Origin of the sequence: Bradyrhizobium sp. Pha-3 (assembly GCF_042258325.1) — a bacterium.
In the GTDB taxonomy this organism is placed as follows: Bacteria; Pseudomonadota; Alphaproteobacteria; order Rhizobiales; family Xanthobacteraceae; genus Bradyrhizobium; species Bradyrhizobium elkanii.
Map to the genome: position 1 here is coordinate 2,026,438 of NZ_CP170151.1, position 26,116 is coordinate 2,052,553.

Below are 26,116 nucleotides of genomic sequence, written 5' to 3' on the forward strand. Positions count from 1 at the left end.
CCGACCTGCGATTCAAACGCCGCGACACCCGGCCTGGAATAGGCAACAGCCGAACAGCCGGTCCAGTCGAGCTCAATTCGATCTGAGTCAGCCGAGTGATGCATCTGACCCAATATTACCCCACGCTCGTTTGAAAGTAATCGGCATGAGCCCCCCACCTGGGCATCGCGCGAATGAGCTGCGATACAGCCTGGTATGACCTGTTTTTTTGGAGGTGGGCTATGGCAGATGCCATGCATGAAGCCATGCTTGATGCCAGGCAGGAAGGCGGCTCCTATCGTCGGATCGAGGTGATCACGGGGCAGCGTCGGCGACGGCACTGGACGGCGGAAGAGAAGGCCCAGATCGTGGCGGAGAGCTTCGAGGAAGGGGCCAATATTTCCGAGGTCGCTCGGCGCCATGGCGTTGTCCGTGGGCTGCTGACGGTGTGGCGGCGCAAGTTCGCGACGGCAGCGAGCTTTCAGGCGCCAGGCTTCGTGCCGGTCCGGATCGCTTCCGAGAGCGGTCCGGCGACGGCAGACGAACCGGACCGGTTCGCGTCCGCGCATAAGGTGCTGCCGCAGATGGCATCGCCCCCAGGCAAGCTTGGCGGGATGATTGAGATCGAGGTGGGCGGGGCACGCATCCGGGTCGAGCCCGGAGTGGAGCTGGCGACGCTTTCGACAGTGCTATCGGCGCTTCGGGGCATCCGTTGATTGCATTACGGTCTGACCTCAAGGTGGTGCTGGCGGCACAGCCGGTCGACTTTCGCAAGTCGGTGCACACGCTGTCGGCGCTGGTTAGCGAAGCGCTGCGTGCGAACCCGTATTGCGGCGACGTCTTTGTGTTCCGCAGCAAGCGCATGGACCGAGTGAAGCTTCTGGCGTGGGACGGCAGCGGCATGGTGCTGGTGACGAAGTGGCTGCACCAGGGGCGCTTCACCTGGCCGCCGATCCGCGATGGCGTGGTGCATCTCAGTGCGACGCAGCTCGCGATGCTGCTCGATTACGCATGTTGATGCCCCTCCTCGTGAGGCTCAGTGATTCTGAGATCGAGATGATTGAGCTCATGATTGCGTAGTTTTCGAACAGCCTCAATCACGCGCGACGTGTTGGAGAACAGATGTGCGCCGGAAGGATGACGATCGATCAAAAGGCGCCCTTGCCTGATCTGAACGTAGAGCCAATTCACGGGAATGTTCAATACGCCGGCAAGTTGCTGTGCGCTGAGCAAGTCGGTTGAATGGCGCCATCGTGTACGTTGCTCGGTAAGCCCCTTGAGGCCGGCGTGCAAGCGAATGCGCTGGACGGTGATAGGCAGCACCTTGTCGGGGCAACTTGGTGACCGTTGTCCTTCGCTCGTCAATATGGCAGCGATCTCGTCGTCGTGCATCTTGGCGCGGGCGAGCTCAAGCACGCGTTCTCGCATCTCCGCGCCTTGGGCGAGATCCGCTACTGAGTTGACGCGCATCTTTACCTCGATGTCGGTGACGGCTCCGCCGCGCCAAGACGATCCTCATCCTGACGGCGTCGTGCTCGCCGCGGTCGAGGATCACCTTGTCAATGAGACAGCGCAGCAGCGCCTTGCGTTTCCCGTCGGTCGTGCTCGGGGCCGTCCAGATCTCAGGCAGACGGCCGGAGAGGCGGACGACTTTGTCGTTCAGCGCCTTGTTGCCGACGGTGATCTGAGCGATAGCCTGGGGAGACTTCAAACGGGCCAGGGCCTCCTCTGCCGCTCGAGCATCCTTCAGAGCCGCCTCCCAACGGCGCTCGAGCTCGGCGGCGACGAGCCGGTTGTCGGGATCGACGCGGTTGAACTGACGTTCGGCGAGTGCTGCTTCGTAGCGTCGCCGCTCGAGCTGCTGCTCGGCATTGCTTCGTATTGCTTTGTACGTCTGTTGCTGAGCGCGACGAGCGCACGACAACGCGTCGATCTCGGCCGGCGCCAGCGCTGTAAGGAAGGCTTGCGCCACGGCGGCGTCGACGCGGGGAGCACGGATGTATTGGCACGTCGGCAACCCCTGATGTGAACGCAGGTGATTGCAGACGTACTCGGCGCGTCTCTTGTAGCGCGCGTACATCTTGTGACCGCATCTTCCGCACCATGCGATGCCTTGCAGCAGTAGTTCGCCCTCACGTGGAGCCCCCCTGGTCTTGTTGCGCATGTATTCTGCTCGGTTGTCGATGACGATGCCCCTGATCTTCTCGTAGCTTTGCCAAGCAATATAGGGAGGATAGCGGTCCTTGACGATGATCCGCCACTGCTCGATCGGCTTCGGCACCTTCGTCGGTAATCTTCCGTCCGACGGTTTGCGCAGTCGTGTCCGTCCGTAAACGAAGGCGCCCGCATAGGCAGGATTCTTCAGAATCGCCGCGACCGCGGATGTCGTCGCCCGCGCCCAATGCAGATCCCCGTGGCGATTGCGGCGCGGCAGCTCCAGACCACGGTGGTTGAACTCACGCATGACCTTGGCAACGGTGCGCAGTTTCAGGAAGGTCTCGAACAGCAGCTCGAGCCGTTCCTGCACCTCCAGGTTCGGGTCCTTGACGACGACGCCAGAGGGATCGCGGACAAGGCCGATCGGTAAGGTGAGCGCAAGCTCACCGCGCTCCGCCTTGGCAAGAAGACCAGCCGTCAATCGACTACGTATCGTATGGAGCTCGAGCTCCGATATCGTCCCCTTTAGGCCGAGCAGCAGTCGGCCATTGGCGCTGCCAGGGTCATAGACGCCATCACGGTCGGCGATGAGGCAGCCGTGCAGCCCGCAGATATCGAGCAGCGGATACCAATCCGAGCAGTTGCGGGCGAGACGCGTCACGTCGATCGACAGGATCAGACCAACCTCGTTAAGACCAACACGTCCGACCAACTCCTTGAAGCCGCTGCGCTGAGCCGCCGACGCCCCACTGATGCCAAGATCAGCGTCGATGACGTCGATGCCAGCTTCGTGCCAGCCGAGCTCGATGGCGCGTTGGCGAAGCGCGTATTGCAATCGTAGGCTCTCTTGGTTGGTCACAACCTGGTGGGTCGTCGACTGCCGGATGTACACGACCGCGCGTCGCGCCAGGTGTATCGGCTTGACCAGCTCGGATTTCATGACTTGCCTCCGCCAGCACTGCGGCGACCTCGTTGACGATTTGGCGCTGCAGTGCCGTTGACAGCGTGGCCCAAAGGTCTTTCGGATCGATCGGCATCGTGTTCGAGCTGCTCAACCAGAGAGATCAGATCGTGTAGTGCCTCGACGCTCAGCTTCGTTCGATTCTCCATCGACATCTGTGGTTCGGTCGCCACGACCGGAATCAAAAGGCTGGCACCGTCTCGATATTCGACCTCGTACGAAAGCGGGAAGCCCCCGCCACGATGAACCGAGCGGCGAATGACGCGGAACGTGCGGCCGAACAGCGGATGCGTCGGTTCGCACACTGTAACTTCGATGGCAGGTGATTCGTCAGACTCCCCAGAGGGGATATTTCGATGTGCCCTCGCTCGACGGGCTGGAGTGGACGCGTGTCTCACCCAAGCCTGTGAAGCAGCCGGCCGTTGTCGGCTGAGAGGCGAAGATTTTGCTGGAGCCTGTGATGCGCGGATATATCGTTCGATCATGGCGATTCGCCCCGAAGCTCTTCCGACCGACGCAGCGGCTCTGACCGAGATGGTGCTCGCGCTTGACGCCGAGAACGAGAAGCTGCGTGTGGCGATGCAGACGCTGAAGGAGATGATCTTCGGCAAGCGCTCGGAGCGGCTGGTGGCGATCGTGGCCGAGCAGCTCGCGCTCGAACTGGACGATCTCGCGACCGGCGTCACACCACCTGCGTCAGCCAACGACGATCTACCTGCGACGAAGCCGGCTGGGAAGCCGCGCAAGAAGGCGAGGCGCAACATCGGTGCGTTGCCCAAGCATTTGCCGCGCTGCGAGCAGGTGCTCGAGCCGGACACGACAGCGTGCCCGTGCTGTCAGGGCGCTCTGCACAGGATCGGCGAGGATGTGAGCGAGGTGCTGGACGTGATCCCGGCGATCCTGCGGGTACTACGCACGGTTCGTCCCAAATACGCCTGCCGCGGTTGCACCGACGGCGTGGTCCAGGCGAAGGTGCTGCCGCGTTTGGTTGAAGGCGGAATGGCATCGACGGCACTCGTGGCTCACGTGGTGGTCTCGAAGTTCGCCTGGTATCTGCCGCTGTACCGCCAAGTGCAGATCCTGGCTGGCCAGGGCATTCATCTCGACCGCGCAACGCTCGCCGGCTGGGTGAAGCGTGCGGCATGGTGGCTCAAGAGCCTTTATGAGCTTCAGCTGCGGACGATCCAGGCTTCGCCGCGGCTGTTCTGCGACGAGACGCCGATGCCGGTGCTCGATCCCGGACGACATCGCACTCGTATCTGCCAGTTCTGGGCGCATGCGATGGATGATCGCCCATGGGGCGGCCCATCGCCGCCGGCGGTCGCCTATGTGTTTGCCGATGGCCGCGGCACCGAGGAGATCGCCGGGCAATTGACCGGCTTCTCCGGCATTCTGCAGGTGGATGGCTATGCCGCCTACAAAGCGCTTGCCCGCGGTCATGGCGGCGCGATCCAGCTCGCTTTTTGTCTCGCCCATGCCCGACGCAAATTCGTCGAAGTGTACAAGACGATGCAGTCGCCGTTCGCTCACGAAGTGATCGAGCGCCTGCAAGCGGTCTACGCCATCGAGGCCGAGATCCGCGGCTCGAGCGCCGAACAGCGGCTTGCCGCCCGCCGCACCAGGGCCGCACCGCTGATGGAGGTGCTGAAGGCGCGACTGAGCTCGATGCTCGACCAGCTGTTCTCCCAGTCGAAGCTGGCGGAGGCTATCAACTATACGCTCAATCACTGGGATGGGCTGACGCTGTTTCTCCGCGACGGCCGCGTTGAGGTCGACAGCAACACTGTCGAGCGTTCAATGCGCCCGATTGCGATGGGAAGGCGGAACTCATTATTCAGCGGCAGCGAGAGCGGTGCTGAGAGCTGGGCAATCCTCGCATCGCTGGTCAATACGGCAAAGCTCCATGAACTCGATCCGCAGGTCTATCTGGCCGATGTGCTGGAGCGCATCATCTCCGGCCAGACCAAGAGCCACCAGTTGCGCGAACTTCTCGCCTGGAACTGGAAGGCCCGCGAGCTCAGCGCACGGGAGGCTGCATGAGCCGGCGCCGCCATTCATCATCATCTTCATCATCGATGGCGGCAGCCGCGATGCCGCTCGACGAACTTGAGCCTTGGCTGCAGGCTCGCGCCGCGCAGCATCCCATCGCCACGAGTCTTCCTATGCTCGACGGCTATGTCGCCGCGATCGTGGCCGGGCCGGTGTCGATAAGTCCGCCCGACTGGATCTGTCCGTTACTCGCCATCGACGCCGATGCGTTCAACCATGGCGGCACGCCTGAGTTCGCTGCGATTTCGGCCGTCGCGCTGCGCCACAACGACATTAGTAACGTTCTTTCCACCGCGCCACATCGGTTCGCGCCCACCCATGCCCGCAAGCCGAATGGCGACGTTGATGCGCGGCCGTGGTGCCAGGGATTCCATGCCGCCATGCGGCTGAGACTATCGGCATGGACCCCGCTGCTCGACATCCGCAACATAAACCACGGCTTGCTCCTGCCCATCCTGCTGCATTGCGTCGACGATCAGGGGCGTCCACTGCTTGGACCACCAAGGAAAGGCCGCGAGACCGAGGAATTCCTGCGCAACGCCCATACCGACATTCCGGACGTCGTCGAGGCCATGCGCCAGTACTGGATGCCGACCCGCTACGCTCGCGCGCGCTGATCACTGCAGACGTGGGAGTTCATGCCGGTTACGTTTGAAAAGCCGCTCAAGAGGGGAAAATGAGGGATTAGTACAAGTGGAAAGAGATCGACTTCAATGGACTGCGGATGCTGTTAGGCCGCCCAGCTTCCGGAAGAGGAAATCCCATTCCAGTTCGCGGCACGGTGGTCGTCCCTACTGGATCTAGTGGGTTTGTAGTTGCCCGGCATGAGCTACTGGTAAGGCCGTTTTGACGGCATGTCTCGCGTACCAAGGTGCGCGCCGGACCAGGAAAACCCGATGCAGCTGATCGCACTGTACCGTACTTCTCTTGCACTGATCCTGTTTGCCTGCGGGGTAATTGGGAGCGCGCAAGCCGACGATCCACAGCGGCCCGCCCAGGTCACGATGCGGTCCGGCCAAAAGAGTGGCGCTGGCCAAACGAGTATGCCGTCTGCTGCTGAGCCGCATCGCCTGCCGCCGGACTCCAGCACCGGACACACGCTTGAGCTCCCTGGACGGACGCTTGCCTTCGTCGCGACCGCCGGCTCCATCCGGTTGTTCGACGACAAGGGCGAGCCGCAGGCTGACATCGTCTATACCTCCTATCAGCTCGACGGCACCGATCGCGGCATGCGCCCGGTAACATTCTTTTTCAACGGCGGACCGGGCTCATCATCGGCCTGGCTGCAGCTCGGCAATGCGGGACCGTGGCGGCTGCCGATCAATGCTGACGAGGTCACGCCATCGACATTTCCGGAGGCGAGGCCAAACGCGGAAACGTGGCTCGATTTCACCGATCTGGTGTTTCTCGACCCGGTCGGCACCGGCTACAGCCGTTTCGTGGGGACCAGCGATGACGCGCGCAAGCGGTTCTTCTCCGTTGAGGGCGACGTCAACTCGCTCGCGCTGGTGGTCCGCCGTTGGCTCGAAAAGCATGACCGGCTGTTGTCGCCGAAATACATCGTAGGTGAAAGCTATGGGGGCATTCGCGGGCCAAAGGTTGTGCACCAGTTGCAGATGCGGCAGGGCATAGGTGTCAAGGGGCTGATCATGGTCTCGCCAAGATTCGACTCCAGCCAGTTTGCCCACACGAGCCTGCTGCAGTACGTCGCAAGACTGCCGAGCTATGTCGCTACCCTGCGTGAAGCAGAAGGTCCGGTAAAGCGAGCCGATCTCGCCGACGTGGAAGCTTATGCACGCGGGGAGTATCTGGTCGACCTCATCAAGGGCCAGGCGGACAAGGAAGCAACCATGCGTCTGGCCGATAAGGCTGCGGCGCTGACCGGCATCGACCAAGCGGTGAGTCGCCGGCTCGCGGGCCGCCTCGACCTAGCCGAATTCCGCCGTGAATTCGATCGTAAGAACGGCAAGCTCATCGGCAATTATGACGCCTCGGTGCATGGCATAGATCCATATCCGGAGTCGGATCTTCACCTTTCCGGGGATCCCTCGAGCGATACACTACTGGCGCCTCTGACCAGCGCCACTGTCGATCTCCTGACGCGCAAGCTTAACTGGCGGCCCGACGGCTCCTATGAGCTATTGAACGGCACCGTCGTCCAATCTTGGGACTTCGGCCGCACCCCACCCGAGTCGCTCTCGGAGCTACGCCAAATCCTGGCAACGGATCGGAGCATGAAATTGCTGGTCGGGCACGGCCTGTTTGACCTCGTCACGCCGTATTTCGAATCACAAATCCTGCTCGATCAATTGCCGCCATTTGCCTCGGCTCCGCGCGTCAAACTTGTCGTTTTTCCCGGCGGCCACATGTTCTATTCGCGGGACAGTTCGCGTCAAGCGTTTCGTACAGAGGTCGAAGCGATGATGAAGTAGTGCCGGCGACGAACTTGATCACAAGCAAGCTCGTGTTCCGGCGCGCGCAGTCACATTCTCTCAGCGAGTGCAGAAGAAGTCCTAGCGCCCGCTTCGAGGCGCGAGACGCCGGCTACGATTCGTCGTGTGCGCCGTCACTTACGATGGGGCAAACACAACGAGACGAGACGGTATTTCGGACAACAGGCTCTGGACAGGAGATTGCACTTTGGGCTTCTATCGCCAGCATTCTCGCAGCCGCAATCGGTTTTTCCTGGAATGCAAATCCGCTCGCGCAAGCGTTCGCGGCGATCTTCATCGCCTGCGCGCTGATCCGCCGCTCTTGCCTATGGTCCGCGCCGAGCCTCAATCCTGTTTGCATCGTGCAGCTCGATTGCGCTCACGATGGAAAGCCTTGGCATCGCTACGGGCTTTCCCTTCGGCAGCTATCATTTCGAGCTGGGCGCGGATTTCCCCCATATCGGCCTCGTTCCACTCATCATCGGACCGTTCTGGTTCGGGCTGGCTATTTTTCGTGGACAGTGACGCCGATCCTACTTGATGGCGCCGATCGTCAGCTCGATCGGCCTTTCAACTGATCGCTCTGGCCAGTCGTCGCTGGGTTCGTCGTGAGCCAATTGGACAAATTGACCATCGCGCTCGCGGAAAAGTTCGGGCCCGGGGTTTTGTTTTGGCGCCGTCAAGCGACGGGATGGCTAACGGGATCCCCCCGGGGCCGGGACTCGGGCGGACACGGCCTGCGAGCTTGTTCCAAGCAGGATTGGACATGAGGCGCACTTCTGTCCCTGCAGGTTTTTGGAAGACACCCAGATCGATATTCTCGGCAAATGCCTTCCTTGAAGAAAATGCGGCTGCTGTGCGAGCAATGCGAAATGGCCCAGTTCAGGCGGCGGCCCTATTGGCTTGTCGGATGCGGTGCAAGCTGGCTTCAACGCTTCCGCGTCGCGAGGATTCGAGCCATGAAGAAAATTCTCGATCTGGCGTCCATTCACCCAGCATCGCTCCAGAGCGAGATGAGAACCGTCTTGCACAGCACTTTCTTACATCACGGCGGCTCCGTGTCGTAAATGACACCTACTAGGCGTCGCCATTGATATCAGGTCAGCTTGAGTCGCGCGGTTCGCAGGATGCGGCCAATGCGGATTTTACGACTCCTCCCTGCCTTCAGGCGTCCTGGCGAATCCTGCTGTGTGCGAATACGAACTCGTCCGTGCATCGAGCGAGCGTCGTAAGCATTGCGGCGATAGCGGCTGTGAAGATCCTGTCTCTTCGGGCTGGGTGCAGAGCTAGATGTTTGTGCCAGTCAGTTTTCTTCTTCATTGGCTGGCCGGGCCTCCAGGTCCTTCGCGGGAGAGTCTTCAGCAGGCCGCGCTTTCTTGTGCCGCTTTTTGGCGCTCGGGGATTTTGGCGGCTCGCTGGATCCGGACACATCTTCTTTTGCTTGCACTGCGTGGCGTCGCTCGGGACCTCGGCGCCGGACTATGCCGATGAGGCCGACAAGCACCAGCGCGAGGCCGGCAGCGATCACGAGAACCGGGACTGCGTTTGCCCAATCGAGGCTCAAGGATTTGACCCTTACTGGATTGCGGGCGCCAACCGAGCACCATGGACGAAGGACTAAGTTTGGTCGTTGCCCTGAGTATTCGTCAGGCTCTCTTTTATGTGTTCAGCCTGTTCCCTCGTCAGTTTCTCGGCCAGGTGGCTGTCCTTTATCAGCGCTGGTCCCTTGCGTTCTCGATCATAAACCATCCAGCCAGAGGTCCCCATTCGAACGATAAATCTGGCCTGCGCAGGCGTTCCAAAATTCACTGGTTCTCTCTGTAAGCCTTGCAACCCATCAATTAGGCTCGCCATCGGCATGCAAGTCAATTGTACTATGTGAATCTGCGCATTCGGATTGAGCGAGCAGTCTCCAGACGTTCGTTGCATCCGTCATTCCTTGAAATTCCGCGCCGGCTTGGAACGTCCTGCCGATCGATCCAATGAACGAGAATGGTCAAAGGACTTAGATTGCACGTGGCGTTCGCGGTCGATGCGGCAAGAGCCGCGCGGGTTACCCATGAATTCACCAGCCATAGTGCCATAGTGACGAAGAGGCCAAGAAGCGGGCCGAGGGGTATTTAGATGCCCACGATGTCCTCGAGACTAGGATCGACCATAGGTTGGTCGGCAGCCTGAAGTGTGGCTAGGTGGCCGGTCAATCGCCCTGCTACCGTCACGCCTTACCCCGTCTGGACTTGAAAAGCGGCCGCCCTCGCGAATTCCCTCGAGCTCCTTTTGCTGGAAGCTGTTGGAAGGCCATGCAAGCCGAGTATGAGGTGAGCTGGAAACCGAGTTTCTGGCTAGCTGCCGTGGCTAAGCTGCGGGCCGGAACTTCTGATGACACGATCCTGTCAATGAACCAGGCACAGGGCAGGCGTCGCGACATGTAACCGGAGCTCCTTGGTGAAATCGACCTTGCCAGGACCGTCTTTGAGCACGCTGAGAACCGCGGCGCGAACCTAGGCTTGGTGCTTCGGACAAGCCGGGCGTCCTCGCTTCTCAGCTCCGGGCGCTTCGTCGATCGCGTCGTGTTCAGCGCTGCGAGCGCCCGACAGTCTGATGAAGCCGGTGACCATCGACGCGATCCCGGGCGCTGTCGGAGCCATCCGTTCTGTCGGTGCTGTCGATGGCCGCGCGAACGACCACGTCGAACGCGGGGCCCTACATTCTTGCTGACCGGCGCGAGCGCGATATCAGGCGGCAGAGAGCCGCGACCAAATTGTCCAGTGCTAGGACGGACGTTACCTGAGCGCAGCGCTCCGAATCTTGAGCGGCGCAGTCTCAGGAATCAAGAGCATGGCACAGAGCCCGGCCGCGCTCGCGACAAGCATGTACCAGGCCGGCGCCAGCGCGCTCCCGGTCAGGTGGATCAGCCAGGTGACGATGGGTTGGGCTGTACCTCCGAAGATCGCAATGGCGAAGGCGTAGGTCGTCGCGAAGGCGCCGCCACGAATGTTCTTGGGCAAACCTTCGGCCATGCTCACATAGAAGGCGCTATACGGAATCGTTCCGATCATGGTGAGCGCGCCGAGGCCTCCGAGAAGTGCGAGAGCACTGCGGCTCTCCGAGATCCAGAAGAACACTGGATAGGTCATCAGCAACGCCGCGATCTGCGGCCAAATCATGATGTGCCGGCGGCCCGCGCGGTCTGCGAGCCAGCCGCCCAGCAGTGCGGCGGCAATTCCTACCGTATTGCAGATGAGTGTGGCGCCAAAGGCGAGAGGCGCGGAAACCTGCAAGGTGTTCAGCGCATAGGTGGTCATATATCCCGTGACGTAAGTGATGATCGTGCAGCTGGCCAAAATGACAAATCCCAGACTCATGATGCGGCGAGCGGCAGGCTGCCTGCTTACAGGCTGAACGCCGGGAGCCGGCGTGTCGGGGCGATGCAACGTTTCGGGCAGGGCGCTCCGCAACCAGAGTCCGAACGGCAGCGTAGCGGCGCCGAGCAAAAGCGCGATCCGCCATCCGTAAGCACTGAGCGCCTCGCTTGTCATGGTCAGGGAGAGTATTTCTCCCACAAGCGCTCCGGCCGTCGCGGCAATCTGTTGGCTGGCAGGCTGGAACGAAACAGCAAGACCGCGCCGTTCGGCCGGGGCCGTTTCCATCAAATAGGCAGTCGTCGGACCAACTTCACCGCCCAGTGCGAAGCCCTGCACCAAACGTGCGAAAATCACCAGTAGCGGCGCGGCAATTCCTATTGTCTCGTACGAAGGCGTCACCGCCAACAAAAGGACTGCGGCGCTCATCATTGCAAAGCTCGCGGTCATGGCGGGTCGGCGGCCGGCTCGATCCGAGTACGAGCCGAGCACGATGGCCCCGATCGGTCTGGTCACAAAACCAGCGCCGAAGGTTGCGAGCGACAGCATGAGGCTGGCGAACGGGTCGCTTGCCGGGAAGAACGTCTGACCGATCTGGATAGCGAAAAAGCTATAGGTCCCAAAGTCGTAGAATTCGAGAATATTGCCGATGGTTGCGCCCAACACGGCGCGGCCGGTCAAGCGTTCGTCTGCCGGAACAAGGACCGCCTCCGGCTTCTTTCGAGTCATTTGTCCGGCCAATCTCGGTCCGTCTGAAGCGCGATGGCTGGCCTGAGCATTTCGATCGGTGAGGTCGCGCCACATTGCACTTCACCTACTCTATACGCCGTCTGGTTGAGGTGGTCGGCTCCGCGTCTTGGTGCTCTGCATGTGCCTGACGCATGCCGGACCGAAGCTCACGACGGTGAGTGCAATAAAAATGCCCGCCCCTCGCAACCCCATTCAAAACTTGAACTGATCGCGGCAATCGCAGCAAGCATGAATGAACGAACATTCCAACTGCCGGGGGGCGCTCCAGTGCAGTGGCGAGTTTGCGACAACAATGGCCGTCGCCGAACATTGCAGTGCCTGTTTTTCACGCGAAGAACCGTCGTGCATGTTGCTGCGTTCAACTGGTTGCGCACGGCGGACGCATCAGGCGATTTGGCCCAACTTTTGCTCCGCTGCTTGTTGGTTGCGCGCAGCCGCCGCCTCGTCGGATTGGGTCTGCTGCAGAATGCAGGACCTTCGTGCGATCAAAAGGCAATAGGAGTTCGCATTGCTAACGGCACCATGAAATCGATCGACATAGGCGCGGCACCGCAGGCGGGCGGTCATATTCGGTCTGACGAGCAGCGCTCGGCGGGTCGCAAATGGCAAGCGTGATGTGCCAGAGTCTGAGCTCCAGGAATTTGAAATCAAAGTCACCAGCAATGGGGACACACCTCCTTGAGCGGACTTGGTTTCATCAAAGCCGATCCAGGGAAATGGCTTTCCTTTCGTATTGAAGTGCTGCCGTCAGGTATCGCGCGCGAACTACGCACGCCGATGTCTGACCAATGACGGCCGCGCTTCGCTCGCCCATCTGCGTGCACCCGCGCTCGAGTTAGATGGCAAAACACACCTGTAATCAATGCATCGAAGAGAATGTGTAGTGTAGTATGAAGACGAAGACGAAGACGAAGACGAAGACAGTTACGGCCATCGTACTTGCGGCTAGTGCGTCGCTGGGTTCGCCCAGTAGGGCCCTTGAAACTTTCGATGTCACGGATACGAACGGCGTGACCTTCATGCGAGCGCAGATATTCGGACCCGGCGATGGTCCTTATTGGGAAGGTGACGGGGTTTCAACGAGGAATTTGCCGAAATCGGAAATAGATCATTCATTGGCGGCGATTCGGTATTGGGCAGAAATCATCAAGCTTATGCCGGGTCACGCGCCGGCCATTGTCAACTTCGGGGGAAATAGCGAGAAAAACGCATCTGCCTATAGTGGTATGTCCCCCGGTGGCGGCACCAAGGTGCAGGCGTCGCTCATGGGCCAGGATCCAGGCGAGCTGCACTACGGTGCGCATGGCATGGTTACAATTGGCCTGATGGGGTTTTCGTCCGAAGCATACATCCCTTCGCAATTGCCGACGACTGCAAAGATTGGTCTTACGCCCGTAGTGCTTCATGAGCTCGGCCATGCACACGGTATGCTCAGCACTATCAACTATGAACCATCTCCGTATTTCCCTGGGCCGATATCAACGTATTTCCCGGAAAAGATAAATGCGTGGACCGAGCATTTGCGCGACGACAATGGCAAACAAGCCAAGCCTGGGCAGACGATCTATTGCTCCGTCTGCACGAACCTACCAGCTGACGACGTTTTCGATCTGCGCCGCGATCGGGGCTATTTCGCTGGAAAGCATGTGAGTGAAGTGCTGGCCGGTGCCATGCCTGGTATTCCGGTGCGCGTAATGGACGAGCATGGTCGACGGGATGCGCCCTTCGCCTCGCATAGCGAGCTTAAGAACAGCCTGATGAGCCACCAGGGATACCGGAACTACACCGCCCTGATGGAGGCGGAGATCGCCGCGTTTCAGGATATGGGCTACAGCATCGATCGGCGCAACCACTTCGGTTACTCCATCTACGCCAATGGCCAGACTCTGGTAAACGACAATCCCTTCTTCGCTCGTAATGCTGACGGCACCGCCTATCTGCCGAATACGTACAATACGGCTACGCTCGGACTTGGGCTGCACGTCTATGGCAGCGGCAATATTGTGGTCCAACGTGCCGACCTGCTTTCGAAGGGAGCAGGGGGCGCCGGCATCCGCGTCGACGGCGAAAACAACCAGATCATAATCCCGCCCGGAACCCGCGTGTACGCCGATGGCGCCTATGGGCGCGGCGTCATGTTCGCCTATGGCAAGGATCACACGTTTACTCAGCGCGGGGACGTGCAGGCTCTCGGCGAGCATGGCATCGCAGCAAGTTTCGACTTTGGCAACAATGCGATGGGCAACGACCTTGAATATCGTGGCTCGTATATTCGCACGATCGGCAATAACGCGGCGCCGATGCTGAACGAAATCGAGGGCCCCCTCGTCAGCAAATTCGATCTGACCGGGCGCCTGGCTGGCAGTCATGCAGCGATGTACATGTCGAACAACGGTTATGTCGGCGAGATCAATGTAATGCGTGGCGCAATGCTGTCAGGGGACATCCTGTCCGATTACGCCCAGCTTGACGAGAAAGGTGCTCTGCGGCTGACCAAATTGACATTCGGTATGACGCCTGATGCGAACGGTCACTCAACGCAGGAGCCCGACCAAAGCTTTGCGACCCGTTATGAAGGGAATATCATTGGACGCAACCTGTCGCTGCAGTTGTCGGGCGGCGTCACGCTGTTTACCGGAAATCATGAACTGTATGACGCAACTGTCGCGCAAGGCGCAACCTTGTCCGGCAATGGCAGTTATCTGCTCAGTACTGACGGCCGCTTCACCAATAGCGGTGCTGTCGCGCCTCTTATCGGTCGCCTTGACAGCAGCATAACGGTGAATGGCGACTATCTGCAGACCTCGACCGGTCGCTTGCAGGTCGCGGTGAATGATAGCGGTGCGTTCAGTCGTCTGGTGGTGAACGGCAATGCGACTCTCGACGGCACGCTCACGATCATCCCGCAGCGTGGCTGGTATGGCAGCGGCTTCAAGTTCTCCTCCAATCAGTGGCTGAATGCAACAAATCTCTGGGGCTCGTTTGCGAACGTGACGACATCCCTGCAATCACCGACCTTGCTGGCGAGTGCTACAGCCGAGGGTGGCAACACCTATGCGTTGACGCTCTCCCGTCCATCCGATGCTTACTCGCGATATGGAGCCGATGCCAACAGCCGCGAGGTGGGCGCGGCGCTCGATCAAGTCGCCGGCAATGCTGCGTCGGGGCTGCACCCGCTCGTCGCGGCACTCGACTTCTCCTCGCCTGACGGCACAGCGGTGACATCTGCGCTGCGACAGCTCTCGCCCTCCGTCTATGCCTCCGAACAGGGCAGACGTATCAATGACAGCTTCTATGCGCGATCGGCGGTTTACGACCGCCTGGAACAGGCGTTTGGCGGGGCGCCATCATCAGCGATGAATGCAGTAGGTTATGGTCCTGAGCAGAAAAGGCCAGGTGACGATTCCGTCCCTGCCATCGGTGCCATCGCCGCGGCGTCTTCTGATCCGCCATCCTATGACCTGCAGGGTTATGCCGCGTGGGCTTCTGCCTTTGGCGGATGGACGACCCAATCAGGTGACGGCAATGCCGCAAGCACCAGATCCAGCATCAGCGGCTTCATGACCGGTATCGACAGGCCGGTATTTGAGGACTGGCGCTTCGGTGTTCTTGCTGGCTATAGCCGCTCCACTTTCAAGGCTGGCGCTGCTTCGTCGTCAGGCCGCAGTGACAATTACACGTTCGGGACCTATGCCGGCACCGAGTGGACCGCACCGGAAGGAGCCGTCGCATTCCGCTCAGGCATTGCCTATACATGGCACGATCTTGAGATGAGCCGCAACGTTAGAGTCCCGGGGTTCAACGACAACTTGATCTCGGATCACGATGCGGGCACTTTCCAGATTTTTGGCGAATTGGGCTACAAAGTCCATCTCGGCAAGTATTCCATGATCGAGCCCTATGCCAATCTCGCCCACGTTCGCGTCGCGACGGATGCTTTTTACGAAAGGGGATTGAACGGGGCGGCGCTTGGTATTCGCGCTGACACGATGGATACGACGCTCTCCACGTTCGGCGTCTACGCGACGACCCGTATTCAACTTGGCCACATTGCCGCGACTGCGCGCGCTGATGTTGGCTGGCGTCATGCCCTGGGTGACATTGTTCCGCTGTCGACAGCCAGCTTTGCTGCAGGTTCCAGCGCTTTTGCAGCTTCGGGCGTATCCATCGGCAAGGATGTGGCACTCGTGCAATCCGGTCTGGACTTCCAGATTTCGAGCAACAGCACCCTTGGCATCGCCTATCAAGGCCAGTTCGGTTCAGGCCTCACCCAGAACGGACTGAATGCCACCTTCAACGTGAAGTTTTGATACGCATGCTCAATCCATTGTGGCCCGGCGCGCTGCGCGCAATGGACCATGTTGGCTTCGATACAGATCTCGTGGCCAAAAAGCCTGGCCGGCGAGGTTGGCCTGCTTGAACGCCGCGCTGGTAAGCGCGATGTCGTTGCCGGCGCATTCGCCATCGCTCCCGATCTTCAACTGATTGACTTGATGTCGGGTCCCGTTCAGATCGGCCTTAGCGAACCTCCAAAGGGCATAGCCTAAGGTCACCAGCTCATTGGTCGCAAGAGCGTGCTTGCTTGGCCTGCCATAGCGATGGCACAGGGTTTCTGTCGCCCTGCTCAAGCCAACGCAATCCGAACCGGTCGGCGACGGCCTCCAGGCAGCTGTTGAGCTCGTCCTTTTCGGCCGGATCTTGGGTGAGAACATTCTGCGTTTGGGAGCTAGTCAGGCACTCCGGGGTCTCCATTGTCAATTGTGGTCCTGCCGGGGCCCCGGTCGCCCCGGGAATGTCCTCCGCTTGAACACATAGGTGAACTTGATCTTCAGGGCTGTGGAGTGGGCCCGACTGGACCTCGTCGGCGAAAGCGGGAGAGCAGGAGCGCCAGACGTGAACGGGGCGCACCGGAGGGGTTCGGACGCCTCCAGCCGGCATTCCCGCCGACGGAGTGCCTAGTACCCACTTTTCTTGGAACGTGAGTCGTGATTCAAGGTCGGGATGATACCCGAAGCAAGAGAAGTCCGCCTTTCGAGGCAAGATCGCAAGGTGCTAGAGGCGTGTTGTCGCTCACCGATGACATTGCAGCGCGATTTGAAGCGGGCGCGGATAGTCTTGTTGGCGGCGGACGGGCGCAGCACCCGGTCGATCGCCAAGGAAGTTGGGGTCCAGCCGCGGATTGTCAGCCTTTGGCGGCATCGCTATGCCGACCATGGCCTTGAAGGGCTGCAAGACAAGCCGCGACCGGGCAAGCAGCCGATCTATACGAAGACGACCGACAAGCGGATTCTGAAGCTGTTGGATAAGCCGCCGCCGCACGGGTTTGCGCGCTGGACCGGTCCTCTGCTGGCCGGAGCGCTGGGCGATGTTGACGTCCAATATGTCTGGCGGTTCCTGCGCAGCCACAAGATTGACCTCGCGGCTCGCAAGTCCTGGTGCGAGAGCAACGACCCGAACTTTACGGCCAAGGCCGCCGATGTTGTCGGCCTCTACGTCGCCCCGCCGGCGAAGGCCATTGTGCTATGCGTGGACGAGAAGCCTTCGATCCAGGCTTTGGAGCGAGCGCAGGGTTATCTGAAGTTGCCCAATGGCCGCGCCTTGACCGGCCAGAGCCACGATTACAAGCGGCATGGCACCACAACATTGTTTGCGGCGCTCGAAGTCGCCACCGGAAAGATCATCGCAACGCATTCAAAACGCCGTCGCCGCGTCGAGTTTCTCGATTTCATGAACAGCCTCACCGCGGCCTTTCCGAGCCGCCAGCTTCACGTCATCCTCGACAACCTTAACACCCACAAGAAGAACGAGGACTGGCTCAAGGCCCACCCCAACGTGCAATTTCATTTCACGCCGACAAGTGCGTCCTGGCTCAATCAGGTCGAGGTATGGTTTTCGATCTTGCAGGGGCAGTCGCTCAGCGGCACCTCCTTCACAAGCCTCAAGCAGCTTCAGGACCACATCGATGCCTACGTCAACGCGTACAACGACAAAGCCGAGCCCTTCGTCTGGACCAAGAAAAAGGTCCGTCAACGCCGTTTCAAAGGCCGCCGTATCACTCAGCTCTGATTCCGGGTACTAGTTTCAGGGCCAGTTACCGGGAGGCGCGGTGGGCCGGACAGGTGCCGCGTCGGTCCAAAGCAGCGTGCACTTCATCGAGCTTGATGGAGGCCCGCTTCGCGACGAGCTGCCGTAGGAACTCCTCATGATCGTCGATCTGTGACTGGACGCCGAACTTGCGCGGCGCGACGGCACCGGTCTTCCGGCAGTCCTCGGCCCACGGATGGCCTAGCGGTAGGGTAGGTCCATAGCAGGGTGGATAACGTCAGGAAGGCGAGTGCCCGTCTTACGTTTTGCGGATCTGCCGGGGCCTGGTTTGTTTCCCGCCGGGACAGGGGAAGCAATCGTGGACGCCGAGGGCGCAGTGCCAGGAGCCAAGGGGGACTGACTGGACGGCCGAGCAGGTCGCCATCGTGGTCGCCAATTATTTCCTGATGCTCGAGCGGGAGCGGGCCGGCGAGAAAATCAGGCTATTCGGATTACGGTGTGGAGCACGTCCAATTCTTCGTTTAATCCGCAGCCGATGCATCCGGATGCCTGTTAGCTGGTTGCAGTCCAGGGATCGATTATCGTCAGACCGGCAGCATTGAATGCACTCGTGTCGCGCGATGCCACCGCGAAGCCGTGTGCGGCGGCGATCGCGGCGATGTAGCCATCGGGCGTGGGGAAGCCTTTTCCGGCCGCGCGCGCCTTAACGGCGAGTTCGGCATAGCGCCGCGCCGCGGCGGTATCGAAGGGCAGGATGCGGGCCGTGAAAAGGTCCAGCACGCCGTCGAGCGCAACTGCCAGCCTGTCCTTGCGCCTGCCGCGCGGCAGCGCGCCGATACCGAACAAAAGTTCGGCGACGGTAACGCTGGAAAGAAACACCGTCTCGGCCGCTTGGGCGTCGAGCCAGTGGCGGACCGATGGATGCGGTTCGGGCTTCATCGCCTCGGAGACCACATTGGTATCAAGCAGTATCACTCGAGGTGCATCGGCTCAGCGGGACGCACGTCGCGCCCATGTTCAAGTGCCTCGACATCGGCATTGGTGAGGCCAATCTTGCGGCTCATCTCCGAAAGGGCGGTGCCTAGCCGCAGCCGGCCCTGGGGACGCACGGCGGCCTCCAGAATGGCGCGCATTTCCGCTTCCGCGCTGCGATTGTGCTGCGCCGCACGGACTTTCAGGGCGCGATGCGCCTCCTCAGAGAGGTTGCGGATGGTGACAGCGGCCATGATAGCGTCCTCCGGAGATTGATTGCGATGATATCAAAGTAGAGCTCTTGATGGCATTTTTCAAGGGTGATCGCGGTGCTCACGCGCCGGGCCCCGGGAAACCTAAGGATGAGCGCGGCTGGCGCGGCGCCTCCATTCCTCCCTCTGCGGATAATCCGATTTTTTCCAACATCCCCACACCGTAATCCGGATAGCCGAAAATCAACATGGCCGATCTGTACCGGCGGCTATCGCCGGAGGTGGGGCGATCCGAAAAGGCGATCGAAATGGAAGCTCGGCAACGTGTCGGCCGTCCTGGAGGAGCCCGGGATCGCCCGGATCCCCGGGGCTGCTCCGGCCAACTACCAGGATTCCCTGGTGGAGGCCGTTGAGGCCCAGTTAGGGCAGCATCCGAAGTGATCGACTGTGTCGGTGAAGCCGCCTTTCACGTCGGCTGGAGGCCGGTTCTGGTCCCGCCACCGGCGTTTTCCGAATTCGGACGCGCAGGATGACCGGCCGGCGCTGCAGCGCCTAGTTGGCAAGTACGATCCGGCAGCCAGAGACGAACACAACCGCTCCCTGAGGCGCGCTGGCGAGGAGATGGTGTTCAAGTTCGAGTACGACCGGCTGTGTCAAGCCGGCCGGCGCGACCTGGCCAAGAAGATGGATTGGCCCGCGGATCGCGGCGAGGACCATCGGGGTTACGACATCAGATCCTTTGCGCCAGACAACGGCGAGGAGCGGCTGTTCGAAATCAAGACCACCAACAGGCACGCTCGCACGCGCGTCTGGCTGTCCCGTAACCAGGTTGAGACGGCTGCGCATAACCCAGCGGGCCTACCGCGTCCGGAGAATCTTCGACTTCAGTAACGGAGCGGAGATGTTCGACATCAAACCGCCGCTTGATGTCTGCTTGTGTTTGACGCCGGACAAGTACGTGGCCGTGCCGAGGTGAGGCTCCAAGCAATTCCGAATACATCATCGGCGGCTCTGTCATTAAGACGTCCAATGGTCGACTGATCTCCACGACAGCTCGGTGGAAATATGGTTAGCCTTTACGCCCCGATGATTTGCATTGGGGCGGGCGGACTTGCCAGCGCCGGTACTAACCGACACTGATCATATTCGTGATGTCAACCGCGATGTCGCAGCAAAGAGTTCGATTATCGCGAGCAAGAATTTGGCGCTCATTGAGGGATTGAGGCCAGGAAGCGCCTTGCAACCACCCACAAAGCCGGGTGGTCGGGGCTGATCTCGCTGCGCGCGATGACGACCCGCGCGACTAACTCGTGGGACAATAGTCAAGCACCTAGGCGACATTGTCCGCTGACGCGCCAAACGTATTCGCTTTCGCACTAAGCTCTCGGTCAATTGACGCTGCTTGAGAGCTGAGCGGGTACCGGAGAGTCTTGAGCGTCAAAGTATTCTTCGAGCTCACCAACCGCTCTTTGCTCCCATTCGTCGGCCTGTGTCAGCAACGAGATTCGTTGGACTGGGCGGAATGCTGCAGCTTGACGGCACAGCGAAGCTATTGCGCGGTAGCGACGCACGTTTTCCAGAATTGCCGATCCTGTCATGTTTGATTTTTCCCATTCAGCTTCGCGACGCGAACATGAGGCGGATCGATTTTCGATTGGTTAGCGGCCGGCTCGGAAAGCATCTATGGTTGGCAAATCCTTGCGATTTGTAACCTCTCTGCCCCCTCAACACGGGACGTCTGATTTCCAACCGAAGAATTTTGGCCATGGGCATGATTGGGTTCTGGATACGGGACAATTTTTGGTACGTGGCCGAAATAGCCTCGCCATCCACCGCCAGAACGAACGTTGACGGGTTGGAAAAGATCAGCGACGAGCGGTATCGGAAGTGATGCGTCGGTGCTGTAGAGTGCGCTCCAAAACATCCGGAGGTGCAGCGCATGGCGATCGTATTCATTACTGGAAGCATGGATGGTCTCGGCCGGGCGGTGGCGCAGTCGCTACTCGATCAGGGACATCGATTGGAGCTGCACGCGCGATCGGAAGACCGCGCCGCAGCCCGGAGAGCTCGCGTCGTGCTCCGAACGTGTTGGGGTCGAGACCTGGAGAGCGGCGCCGAGACGAAAGGCATCGCGGACCAAATAAAGGCGATCGGGCGCATTGATGCGATCATCCAAACACAGGCGTCTCTTAATCAGCGGGTCCCAGGTTCGAGCCCTGGTGCGCCCACCAATCTTTCAGGGAAATCAATAGGTTGGGCGATCTTCGTGAGAGCGCAAGCTTCCCTTGCGCGCTGGGTCACAAAACCAATTGGGGAGCTCTCTTCGTCGATTGCGACCGCGGAGATAAGCGAGTGGCTTGGTCATGGCCTTGCGCTCGGTCTGCGCTCGCGTGAGGCCGAGGGGAGCTTCGTAGGTTGTTGGCGAAGGCCCATGCAAGAGCGAACTACTATTGTCGGCAACGGGGGGCTTTTCGCACGCCTTGAAGCGAAGGTTTGAAGGTCGCGACGGGCCGAGCCGAAGGCGCTGCTCTCGGTTACCTGCGGAATGCGTCGAAAGTATCCATTAGCTGATCGTCTTCCGGACTGGACAGCCCTAGCGCAGGACCGTGAGAAGGGAAGATGAGCAGCGACAAAGTCATGTCGTGGTATTCGGAGAATACGACGGACTCTAGCACGGGCTCGCGCGCATTCCACACGCCCGCCGGATGCTGAATTTCAGTCACGCCTGCGGCGATACCGAGAGCTGCGAGCGAGTGCTCGGGGACCGGTGTTGTTATCTGTTTGGCTTTGAAAAACACCCCCGACCTGAATAGCGCGTCACTGCCCCGAGACCAGTCGACGAAACCATCTTTGCTGACCACCAGCATGGCCCGACGCTTCGTCGCCTTTAGCCAGTTGAGGACGACTGCCGTGAGTGAAACTTCATAGCGGTCTCGCAACGTTTCGAACTGGGCCAACGTCGGCTTGATGAAGTCGCGCGTCTGCTCTCGGAAGTCGTCGGGAGGCATCAGTACGAAGGCAGCAAAGCTATTGGCCTCCGCCTCTATGCGGCCATACTCGGAATTCCACGACCACATGTCGCGCCGCGAACAGTAAAAAGGCTCGCCGGAGAGATGACGGTGCGCGAGATAATGCCCCAGCTCGTGGGCCATCGTGAAGTTGATGCGTCCTTTCGATGTGTGGCCGGTGTCGTAGAAGATCGCCCACTCTTTGTCGTCGTTGGGAACGAGAGCACCCTCGAACTTCCCAGCGAAGTTCTTGCCCTCGACGTGCACGATGGGATCGCCTGGAAAAACATTCCGAGAATAGTCCTGGGCGATTTCGGAGATCCTGATAGGAAAACGGGGCTCGCCCAGCAGCTTCTTACCTTCGCGGACATAAAGCGAAACCCGGGAGGCCCAACCTTCCCACGTCGTCGGCATCTTCATTTCTTCCGGCTCCAAGTGTCGATCATGTCCATCACCCGCCCCTTGGTGTCGTCATCGAGATTGTTGAATTTGCGGAAGAAGGCTTCTTTGACCTGCTGATCGTCGAAGCCCGCCTTGTCATCGACCAGGTAGTCGGTGGTCGTGTCGAGCACCCTTGCAATGTCGATAAGTTTTTCGGCCGATGGCTTGCGCTCGCTGCGGTTCTCGAGCTCCCACAAGTAGCTTTTGCTGGCGCCGCTGAGCTTGGCCAACTCGTCCAGCGAGTAGCCCTTCTTCTTACGGAGTTCTTTCAGCTTCTCGCGGAGCGAAGCGGGCATTCGCGGCAATTCTCCAGCCTATGCAATGAGTTAGTTTGTGTTCGATATACCGTACGGGAACGTGCTTGACAAGCGAACAATAGGTGTGTTCGATATACCGAACGTTTTCGTGATGGAGTCGGCTGGAGCCGCGGGTCGGATGACCTAACCCGGCACTGTGGTCAGGGACCCAGTGCTTACGACAAACTGGAGTTTTCTCGTGAGCAATTCCTGGAAATATGACCGCGCGAAGGAGGCGATCGACAAGCGCTTCGAAGAGGTCAAGACGGTCGAGATCGTCGATTACAAGCGAGAAATGTCGCTGGAGTCGATCCCGACCAACAAGGCCTATCGGGTCGACAGCGTCCATCTCTACGCCGACATTCTCAACATGGGCGACATCCTCGCCACGACCGAGAAGGAGGGCGAGCGCTGCCATAAGCGAACGTTGCGCTTCCTCAACCTCCACCAGCGCGCGGTCCATAGGATCCTGTCGCGCTGCGACGCACGTCGGGTGGACTTTCACAACCAGCGTCTTCATTCCCTGGTCGCAAAGCCATATGGGACCGACGAGGCGAAGAAGCGGGTTTGTCGTGCGGTCGCGATCGGCAAGCTCATCATCGACGTGCTCGCCGAGACCGGAGACGACGACGAGGACATTCCCAATGCGAAGGTCAGAATCGGCATCGACAGTGGTTTGACGCTGGCCGTCAACAACGGGCGCAACGGCAACCGCGAGCCGCTGTTCCTGGGGTCGGCGGCGAACCTCGCCGCCAAGCTGGCATCCAACTGGCGGGCTGAGGGCATCTACCTCACGAATGGGGCCCGCCAGGCGGCAGGTCTCGAACAGGCTGAGGACGGCAAGGAGGGAACGACGCCGCTCACGGCGGACCAGATCGCCTTTTGTCAGGATGTCGCCAAGCTCGAGGTCGGCAAGGACGCAATAGTCAAGGAATGGCGTCAGGACAACAACGACAACCCGATCGGCTCGTTCGACTTCTCGCGTCCGACGCCGCCGCTGCGCAGCTTAGACATCTCGGTCCTCACGCCCGGCAACTCCCGCCGGATGGAGGCCGTGTCGGTCTACGCCGATCTCGACGGGTTCACCAAATACGTCGCCGACAACATCGACAAGAAGGCTGCCGACGTCGTGCGCTGCTTCCACGTCATCCGGTCGGAACTCGACCGGGTCGTCGCCTCCGACTTCGGTGGCCGTAGGATTCGCTTCATTGGTGACTGCATCCACGCCCTTCTGATGGAGGGAACGGCTCATACCACTTACGAGGAGGATACCATTTCGGCCGCGACGCTGTGCGCGGGTGCGTTGAGGAGCAGCTTCGACCTCGCCCTCGAGCGTCTGAAGGCGAACAAGGTCGGCGTCGCCGGGCTCGGCTTGGCGATCGGCTACGAATTTGGCCCGATGACCGTGACGCGTCTCGGCATGCAGGGCGATCGCGTCCGTTGCTCGGTGAGCCGCGGCGTTCTCGCCTCGGAGCAGGAGCAGTGTCGTTGCAACGGCATCGAGACCGCGATCGGTCAGTCGGCATACGACGCCGGCAGCGACGCGGTCAGGAAGCTCTTCGGCAAGACGCGCAAGCTCTCCAGCCTCGACTACGACACGGCCGTGGACTCGCTCGAAGCGGAGGGCGACAAGGTCGCAAAGGACGCCGCGATCGCTGCGTACGCGGTGGCGGCTCCCGCAATGGCCAAGGCGGTCGAACAGCCGTTCCGCCCCTTCAGCGAAATGCCGTGAATGCCACCGAGCCCATTTGAAATCATCAGCGGTGTGTCGGCTGCGCATCATGCGCAGCCGATCGTGCTTGAGCGCAACCATGCCATCCTGGACGTCGCCCCGCCGACCGTCTCCGGGGCGCCCGGGCCGACCTACAGGCTGAGGATCGAGGGAGTCGGTTATGCCGCCGTGGTGCGCGAAGTCACGCCGACGCTGTTGCCTGCGTGTTGTCCCGAACGCCACATTAGTTGCGACGGCACCTTCTGCCTGTACTGGGAGGAAGCCGAACCTCTCTCCGTCACGGATGCGGATTCGGCTTCGGTCTGGTTCGGCAAGCTCCTCGTGTTCTTGCGCAGGCAGCGGGTCGCTGCGGCGCGGCGGCAATGGCCGGCCAAATCCGAAGCCAGAGCGCACGGAATGAGTGCCGCGCGGCACCAAGCCGTGGCGGAGCGTGCCGCCTCCGAGCTCGGCCCCCGATTCAGAAAGCATCTGGACGAGCTGCGTCTCAGCACGCAGCGCAAGTCGGTCGCGGGCCAGCCACGGATACGTCTTCTGCGCGACGGCGTTCGTCTGGTCACGGTCTCGGAACGGGATTCCCGCCTGATGACCAAGCGGGCCCGCTGCAAATGCGATGATGCAGCACGGCTTGGCCTTCCGGCGTGCTCTTGCGACGACCATGAGGCCTCGCTCACGGATCTCACTGTCGCATTGCACGGCTGGAAACGGGCGGAGGAGGATTTTTATGCAGCCTACACCGCGCTGGGTATCGAATGCTGCGGAACCATGGACGACTGTCCGCTGCGGAAGGAAGCCGCGTGATGATCAACAGATTTCACGGCGAACGGGGGCATGTCCTTCTGATCGAGGAACTGCGAAAGCAGAAGATCGCGGTCGGGATCGCCGGTGCCGCGGAAGCGCTGGCCGACAGCGGGGTCCTCGAAGCCGTCGTCAAGGACCAAACGCTGGTGGAGCAGAACGGTACAGACAACGACATCTACCTGGTGGTCGCCGGCGCGTTCCGCGTAGTCGTTAACGGCAAGCAGGTCGCTCGCCGCTTCAGCGGCGATTCGATAGGCGAGATGGCGACCGTGTCGCCGATCCAGAAGCGCTCGGCCACTGTCGTCTGCGACGAGGACGCGGTGGTGTTGAAGATCGAGGAGCCGAAGTTCTCGGAGATCGCCACGCACTTCCCGGAAATCTGGCGTCGCGTCGCCCAAGAGGTGGCGAGGCGTCTCGAGCAGCGGAACGTATTCATCAGAGAGCCCAATGAGAAGATCCGCGTCTTCGTCATCTCGTCGGCCGAGGCCCTGCCGGTCGCCCGAGCGATTCAAAACGCCTTCGCACATGATCCGTTCGCTACCGTCGTCTGGGCCGACGGCGTCTTCCGGGTCACGAACTACACGCTCGAATCCTTGGAAAACGAACTCGACCGCTCCGACTTCGCCGTGGCCATCGCCCATCCCGACGATCGGACCGAAGTGCGAGATGTGGACTGGCCGACGCCGCGCGACAACGTCGTCTTCGAGCTCGGGTTCTTTATGGGACGCCTGGGTCGAAGCCGCGCTATCCTGATGGAGCCACGGGCGACACGCGTCAAGTTGCCGAGCGATCTCGCCGGCGTCACGACGATTAGCTATCGTTACGACCCGAAGGACCCGGCCCCAAGCATGGCCTCCGCCTGCAACGAACTGCGCGAGCACATCATACGGCTTGGGCGAAACGTCTGATGGCTACGCGGCAG

Annotated in this window: 25 protein-coding genes; 14 read left to right on the top strand and 11 right to left on the bottom strand. The window is 60.5% G+C overall.

What is annotated here, in order from left to right:
- The first annotated feature begins 221 nt into the window (after window positions 1-221).
- Together ACE10X_RS09670 and tnpB are read left to right on the top strand one after the other, a co-directional pair.
- A complete protein-coding gene (locus ACE10X_RS09670) occupies window positions 222-695 on the top strand; it encodes a transposase (RefSeq protein ID WP_026192332.1) in 474 nt (157 codons plus the stop codon).
- The gene (gene tnpB, locus ACE10X_RS09675) at window positions 692-997 is read left to right on the top strand and encodes an IS66 family insertion sequence element accessory protein TnpB (RefSeq protein WP_051448103.1); all 306 of its coding nucleotides are present in this window, start codon (window positions 692-694) and stop codon (window positions 995-997) included. Before ACE10X_RS09670 ends, tnpB begins: the two co-directional genes overlap by 4 nt.
- Here the strand turns inward: tnpB and ACE10X_RS09680 are convergent.
- The 3 genes from ACE10X_RS09680 to ACE10X_RS09690 are packed head-to-tail and all read right to left on the bottom strand — an operon-like array spanning window position 985 to window position 3,402.
- Complete coding sequence (locus ACE10X_RS09680) at window positions 985-1,395, bottom strand: hypothetical protein (protein WP_233475739.1); 411 nt, start codon at window positions 1,393-1,395, stop codon at window positions 985-987. The genes tnpB and ACE10X_RS09680 overlap by 13 nt on opposite strands.
- Entirely contained in the window at window positions 1,388-3,076 is a 1,689-nt protein-coding gene (locus ACE10X_RS09685) for a recombinase family protein (RefSeq protein ID WP_063709711.1), read from the bottom strand. Before ACE10X_RS09685 ends, ACE10X_RS09680 begins: the two co-directional genes overlap by 8 nt.
- Window positions 3,073-3,402 carry a hypothetical protein gene (locus ACE10X_RS09690; protein ID WP_157183414.1) on the bottom strand — a complete coding sequence of 110 codons (330 nt, stop codon included), beginning with the start codon at window positions 3,400-3,402 and terminating at the stop codon, window positions 3,073-3,075. The genes ACE10X_RS09685 and ACE10X_RS09690 overlap by 4 nt, the downstream gene beginning before the upstream one ends.
- A 178-nt stretch (window positions 3,403-3,580) precedes the next feature.
- Between ACE10X_RS09690 and ACE10X_RS09695 the strand changes: the two genes are divergently transcribed.
- The 4 genes from ACE10X_RS09695 (at window position 3,581) to ACE10X_RS09710 (ending at window position 8,103) form a co-directional block, all read left to right on the top strand.
- Window positions 3,581-5,137 (top strand): IS66 family transposase, encoded by a 1,557-nt coding sequence (locus ACE10X_RS09695; RefSeq protein ID WP_018269968.1) that lies wholly within the window; start codon window positions 3,581-3,583, stop codon window positions 5,135-5,137.
- The gene (locus ACE10X_RS09700) at window positions 5,134-5,763 is read left to right on the top strand and encodes a UPF0149 family protein (protein WP_233475738.1); all 630 of its coding nucleotides are present in this window, start codon (window positions 5,134-5,136) and stop codon (window positions 5,761-5,763) included. Before ACE10X_RS09695 ends, ACE10X_RS09700 begins: the two co-directional genes overlap by 4 nt.
- 279 nt (window positions 5,764-6,042) lie before the next feature.
- The gene (locus ACE10X_RS09705) at window positions 6,043-7,578 is read left to right on the top strand and encodes a S10 family peptidase (RefSeq protein WP_026192333.1); all 1,536 of its coding nucleotides are present in this window, start codon (window positions 6,043-6,045) and stop codon (window positions 7,576-7,578) included.
- Between the two features lie 384 nt (window positions 7,579-7,962).
- Window positions 7,963-8,103: a carotenoid biosynthesis protein gene (locus tag ACE10X_RS09710; protein WP_233475737.1), complete on the top strand. Its 141-nt coding sequence runs from the start codon at window positions 7,963-7,965 to the stop codon at window positions 8,101-8,103.
- Between the two features lie 778 nt (window positions 8,104-8,881).
- Here ACE10X_RS09710 and ACE10X_RS09715 read toward each other — a convergent pair.
- The gene (locus tag ACE10X_RS09715; RefSeq protein ID WP_125459168.1) at window positions 8,882-9,142 is read right to left on the bottom strand and encodes a hypothetical protein; all 261 of its coding nucleotides are present in this window, start codon (window positions 9,140-9,142) and stop codon (window positions 8,882-8,884) included.
- Window positions 9,143-10,361: 1,219 nt separating this feature from the next.
- Entirely contained in the window at window positions 10,362-11,669 is a 1,308-nt protein-coding gene (locus ACE10X_RS09720) for an MFS transporter (RefSeq protein WP_016846328.1), read from the bottom strand.
- Between the two features lie 249 nt (window positions 11,670-11,918).
- On the opposite strand from ACE10X_RS09720, the gene ACE10X_RS09725 reads away from it, so the two are divergent.
- Both ACE10X_RS09725 and ACE10X_RS09730 read left to right on the top strand, forming a co-directional pair.
- Window positions 11,919-12,305, top strand: a complete 387-nt coding sequence (locus tag ACE10X_RS09725; protein WP_155258815.1) for a hypothetical protein — start codon at window positions 11,919-11,921, stop codon at window positions 12,303-12,305.
- A gap of 275 nt (window positions 12,306-12,580) precedes the next feature.
- The gene (locus ACE10X_RS09730; protein ID WP_244436109.1) at window positions 12,581-16,000 is read left to right on the top strand and encodes an autotransporter domain-containing protein; all 3,420 of its coding nucleotides are present in this window, start codon (window positions 12,581-12,583) and stop codon (window positions 15,998-16,000) included.
- Window positions 16,001-16,009: 9 nt separating this feature from the next.
- Here ACE10X_RS09730 and ACE10X_RS09735 read toward each other — a convergent pair whose 3' ends face one another.
- Window positions 16,010-16,318 carry a hypothetical protein gene (locus ACE10X_RS09735; RefSeq protein ID WP_157788226.1) on the bottom strand — a complete coding sequence of 103 codons (309 nt, stop codon included), beginning with the start codon at window positions 16,316-16,318 and terminating at the stop codon, window positions 16,010-16,012.
- Between the two features lie 373 nt (window positions 16,319-16,691).
- On the opposite strand from ACE10X_RS09735, the gene ACE10X_RS09740 reads away from it, so the two are divergent.
- On the top strand, window positions 16,692-17,756 hold the full coding sequence (locus ACE10X_RS09740) for an IS630 family transposase (protein ID WP_038380919.1): 1,065 nt from the start codon (window positions 16,692-16,694) through the stop codon (window positions 17,754-17,756).
- 531 nt (window positions 17,757-18,287) lie between these two features.
- Here ACE10X_RS09740 and ACE10X_RS09745 read toward each other — a convergent pair.
- Together ACE10X_RS09745 and ACE10X_RS09750 are read right to left on the bottom strand one after the other, a co-directional pair.
- Window positions 18,288-18,710 (bottom strand): type II toxin-antitoxin system VapC family toxin, encoded by a 423-nt coding sequence (locus tag ACE10X_RS09745; RefSeq protein ID WP_016846333.1) that lies wholly within the window; start codon window positions 18,708-18,710, stop codon window positions 18,288-18,290.
- Window positions 18,707-18,961 (bottom strand): plasmid stabilization protein, encoded by a 255-nt coding sequence (locus ACE10X_RS09750; RefSeq protein ID WP_016846334.1) that lies wholly within the window; start codon window positions 18,959-18,961, stop codon window positions 18,707-18,709. Before ACE10X_RS09750 ends, ACE10X_RS09745 begins: the two co-directional genes overlap by 4 nt.
- Before the next feature lie 405 nt (window positions 18,962-19,366).
- Here ACE10X_RS09750 and ACE10X_RS09755 point away from each other — a divergent pair, with 405 nt between their 5' ends.
- Entirely contained in the window at window positions 19,367-19,810 is a 444-nt protein-coding gene (locus ACE10X_RS09755) for a DUF3883 domain-containing protein (protein ID WP_080583587.1), read from the top strand.
- A 497-nt stretch (window positions 19,811-20,307) separates the two neighbouring features.
- On the opposite strand, the gene ACE10X_RS09760 is transcribed toward ACE10X_RS09755, so the two are convergent.
- Window positions 20,308-20,517, bottom strand: a complete 210-nt coding sequence (locus ACE10X_RS09760; protein ID WP_080583586.1) for a hypothetical protein — start codon at window positions 20,515-20,517, stop codon at window positions 20,308-20,310.
- Between the two features lie 368 nt (window positions 20,518-20,885).
- On the opposite strand from ACE10X_RS09760, the gene ACE10X_RS09765 reads away from it, so the two are divergent.
- Window positions 20,886-21,416: a hypothetical protein gene (locus ACE10X_RS09765; protein WP_375764575.1), complete on the top strand. Its 531-nt coding sequence runs from the start codon at window positions 20,886-20,888 to the stop codon at window positions 21,414-21,416.
- 37 nt (window positions 21,417-21,453) lie between these two features.
- On the opposite strand, the gene ACE10X_RS09770 is transcribed toward ACE10X_RS09765, so the two are convergent.
- Entirely contained in the window at window positions 21,454-22,347 is an 894-nt protein-coding gene (locus ACE10X_RS09770) for an ImmA/IrrE family metallo-endopeptidase (protein ID WP_028343750.1), read from the bottom strand.
- The gene (locus ACE10X_RS09775; protein ID WP_028343749.1) at window positions 22,344-22,664 is read right to left on the bottom strand and encodes a helix-turn-helix domain-containing protein; all 321 of its coding nucleotides are present in this window, start codon (window positions 22,662-22,664) and stop codon (window positions 22,344-22,346) included. Before ACE10X_RS09775 ends, ACE10X_RS09770 begins: the two co-directional genes overlap by 4 nt.
- Before the next feature lie 199 nt (window positions 22,665-22,863).
- On the opposite strand from ACE10X_RS09775, the gene ACE10X_RS09780 reads away from it, so the two are divergent.
- Genes ACE10X_RS09780 through ACE10X_RS09790 form a run of 3 tightly spaced genes read left to right on the top strand, consistent with a single transcriptional unit; the run spans window position 22,864 to window position 26,102 of the window.
- On the top strand, window positions 22,864-24,396 hold the full coding sequence (locus ACE10X_RS09780; RefSeq protein WP_028343748.1) for a transcriptional regulator: 1,533 nt from the start codon (window positions 22,864-22,866) through the stop codon (window positions 24,394-24,396).
- Window positions 24,397-25,194 (top strand): E2 domain-containing protein, encoded by a 798-nt coding sequence (locus tag ACE10X_RS09785; RefSeq protein WP_051448097.1) that lies wholly within the window; start codon window positions 24,397-24,399, stop codon window positions 25,192-25,194.
- On the top strand, window positions 25,194-26,102 hold the full coding sequence (locus tag ACE10X_RS09790) for a TIR domain-containing protein (protein ID WP_028343747.1): 909 nt from the start codon (window positions 25,194-25,196) through the stop codon (window positions 26,100-26,102). The genes ACE10X_RS09785 and ACE10X_RS09790 overlap by 1 nt, the downstream gene beginning before the upstream one ends.
- The last annotated feature ends 14 nt before the right edge of the window (window positions 26,103-26,116 follow it).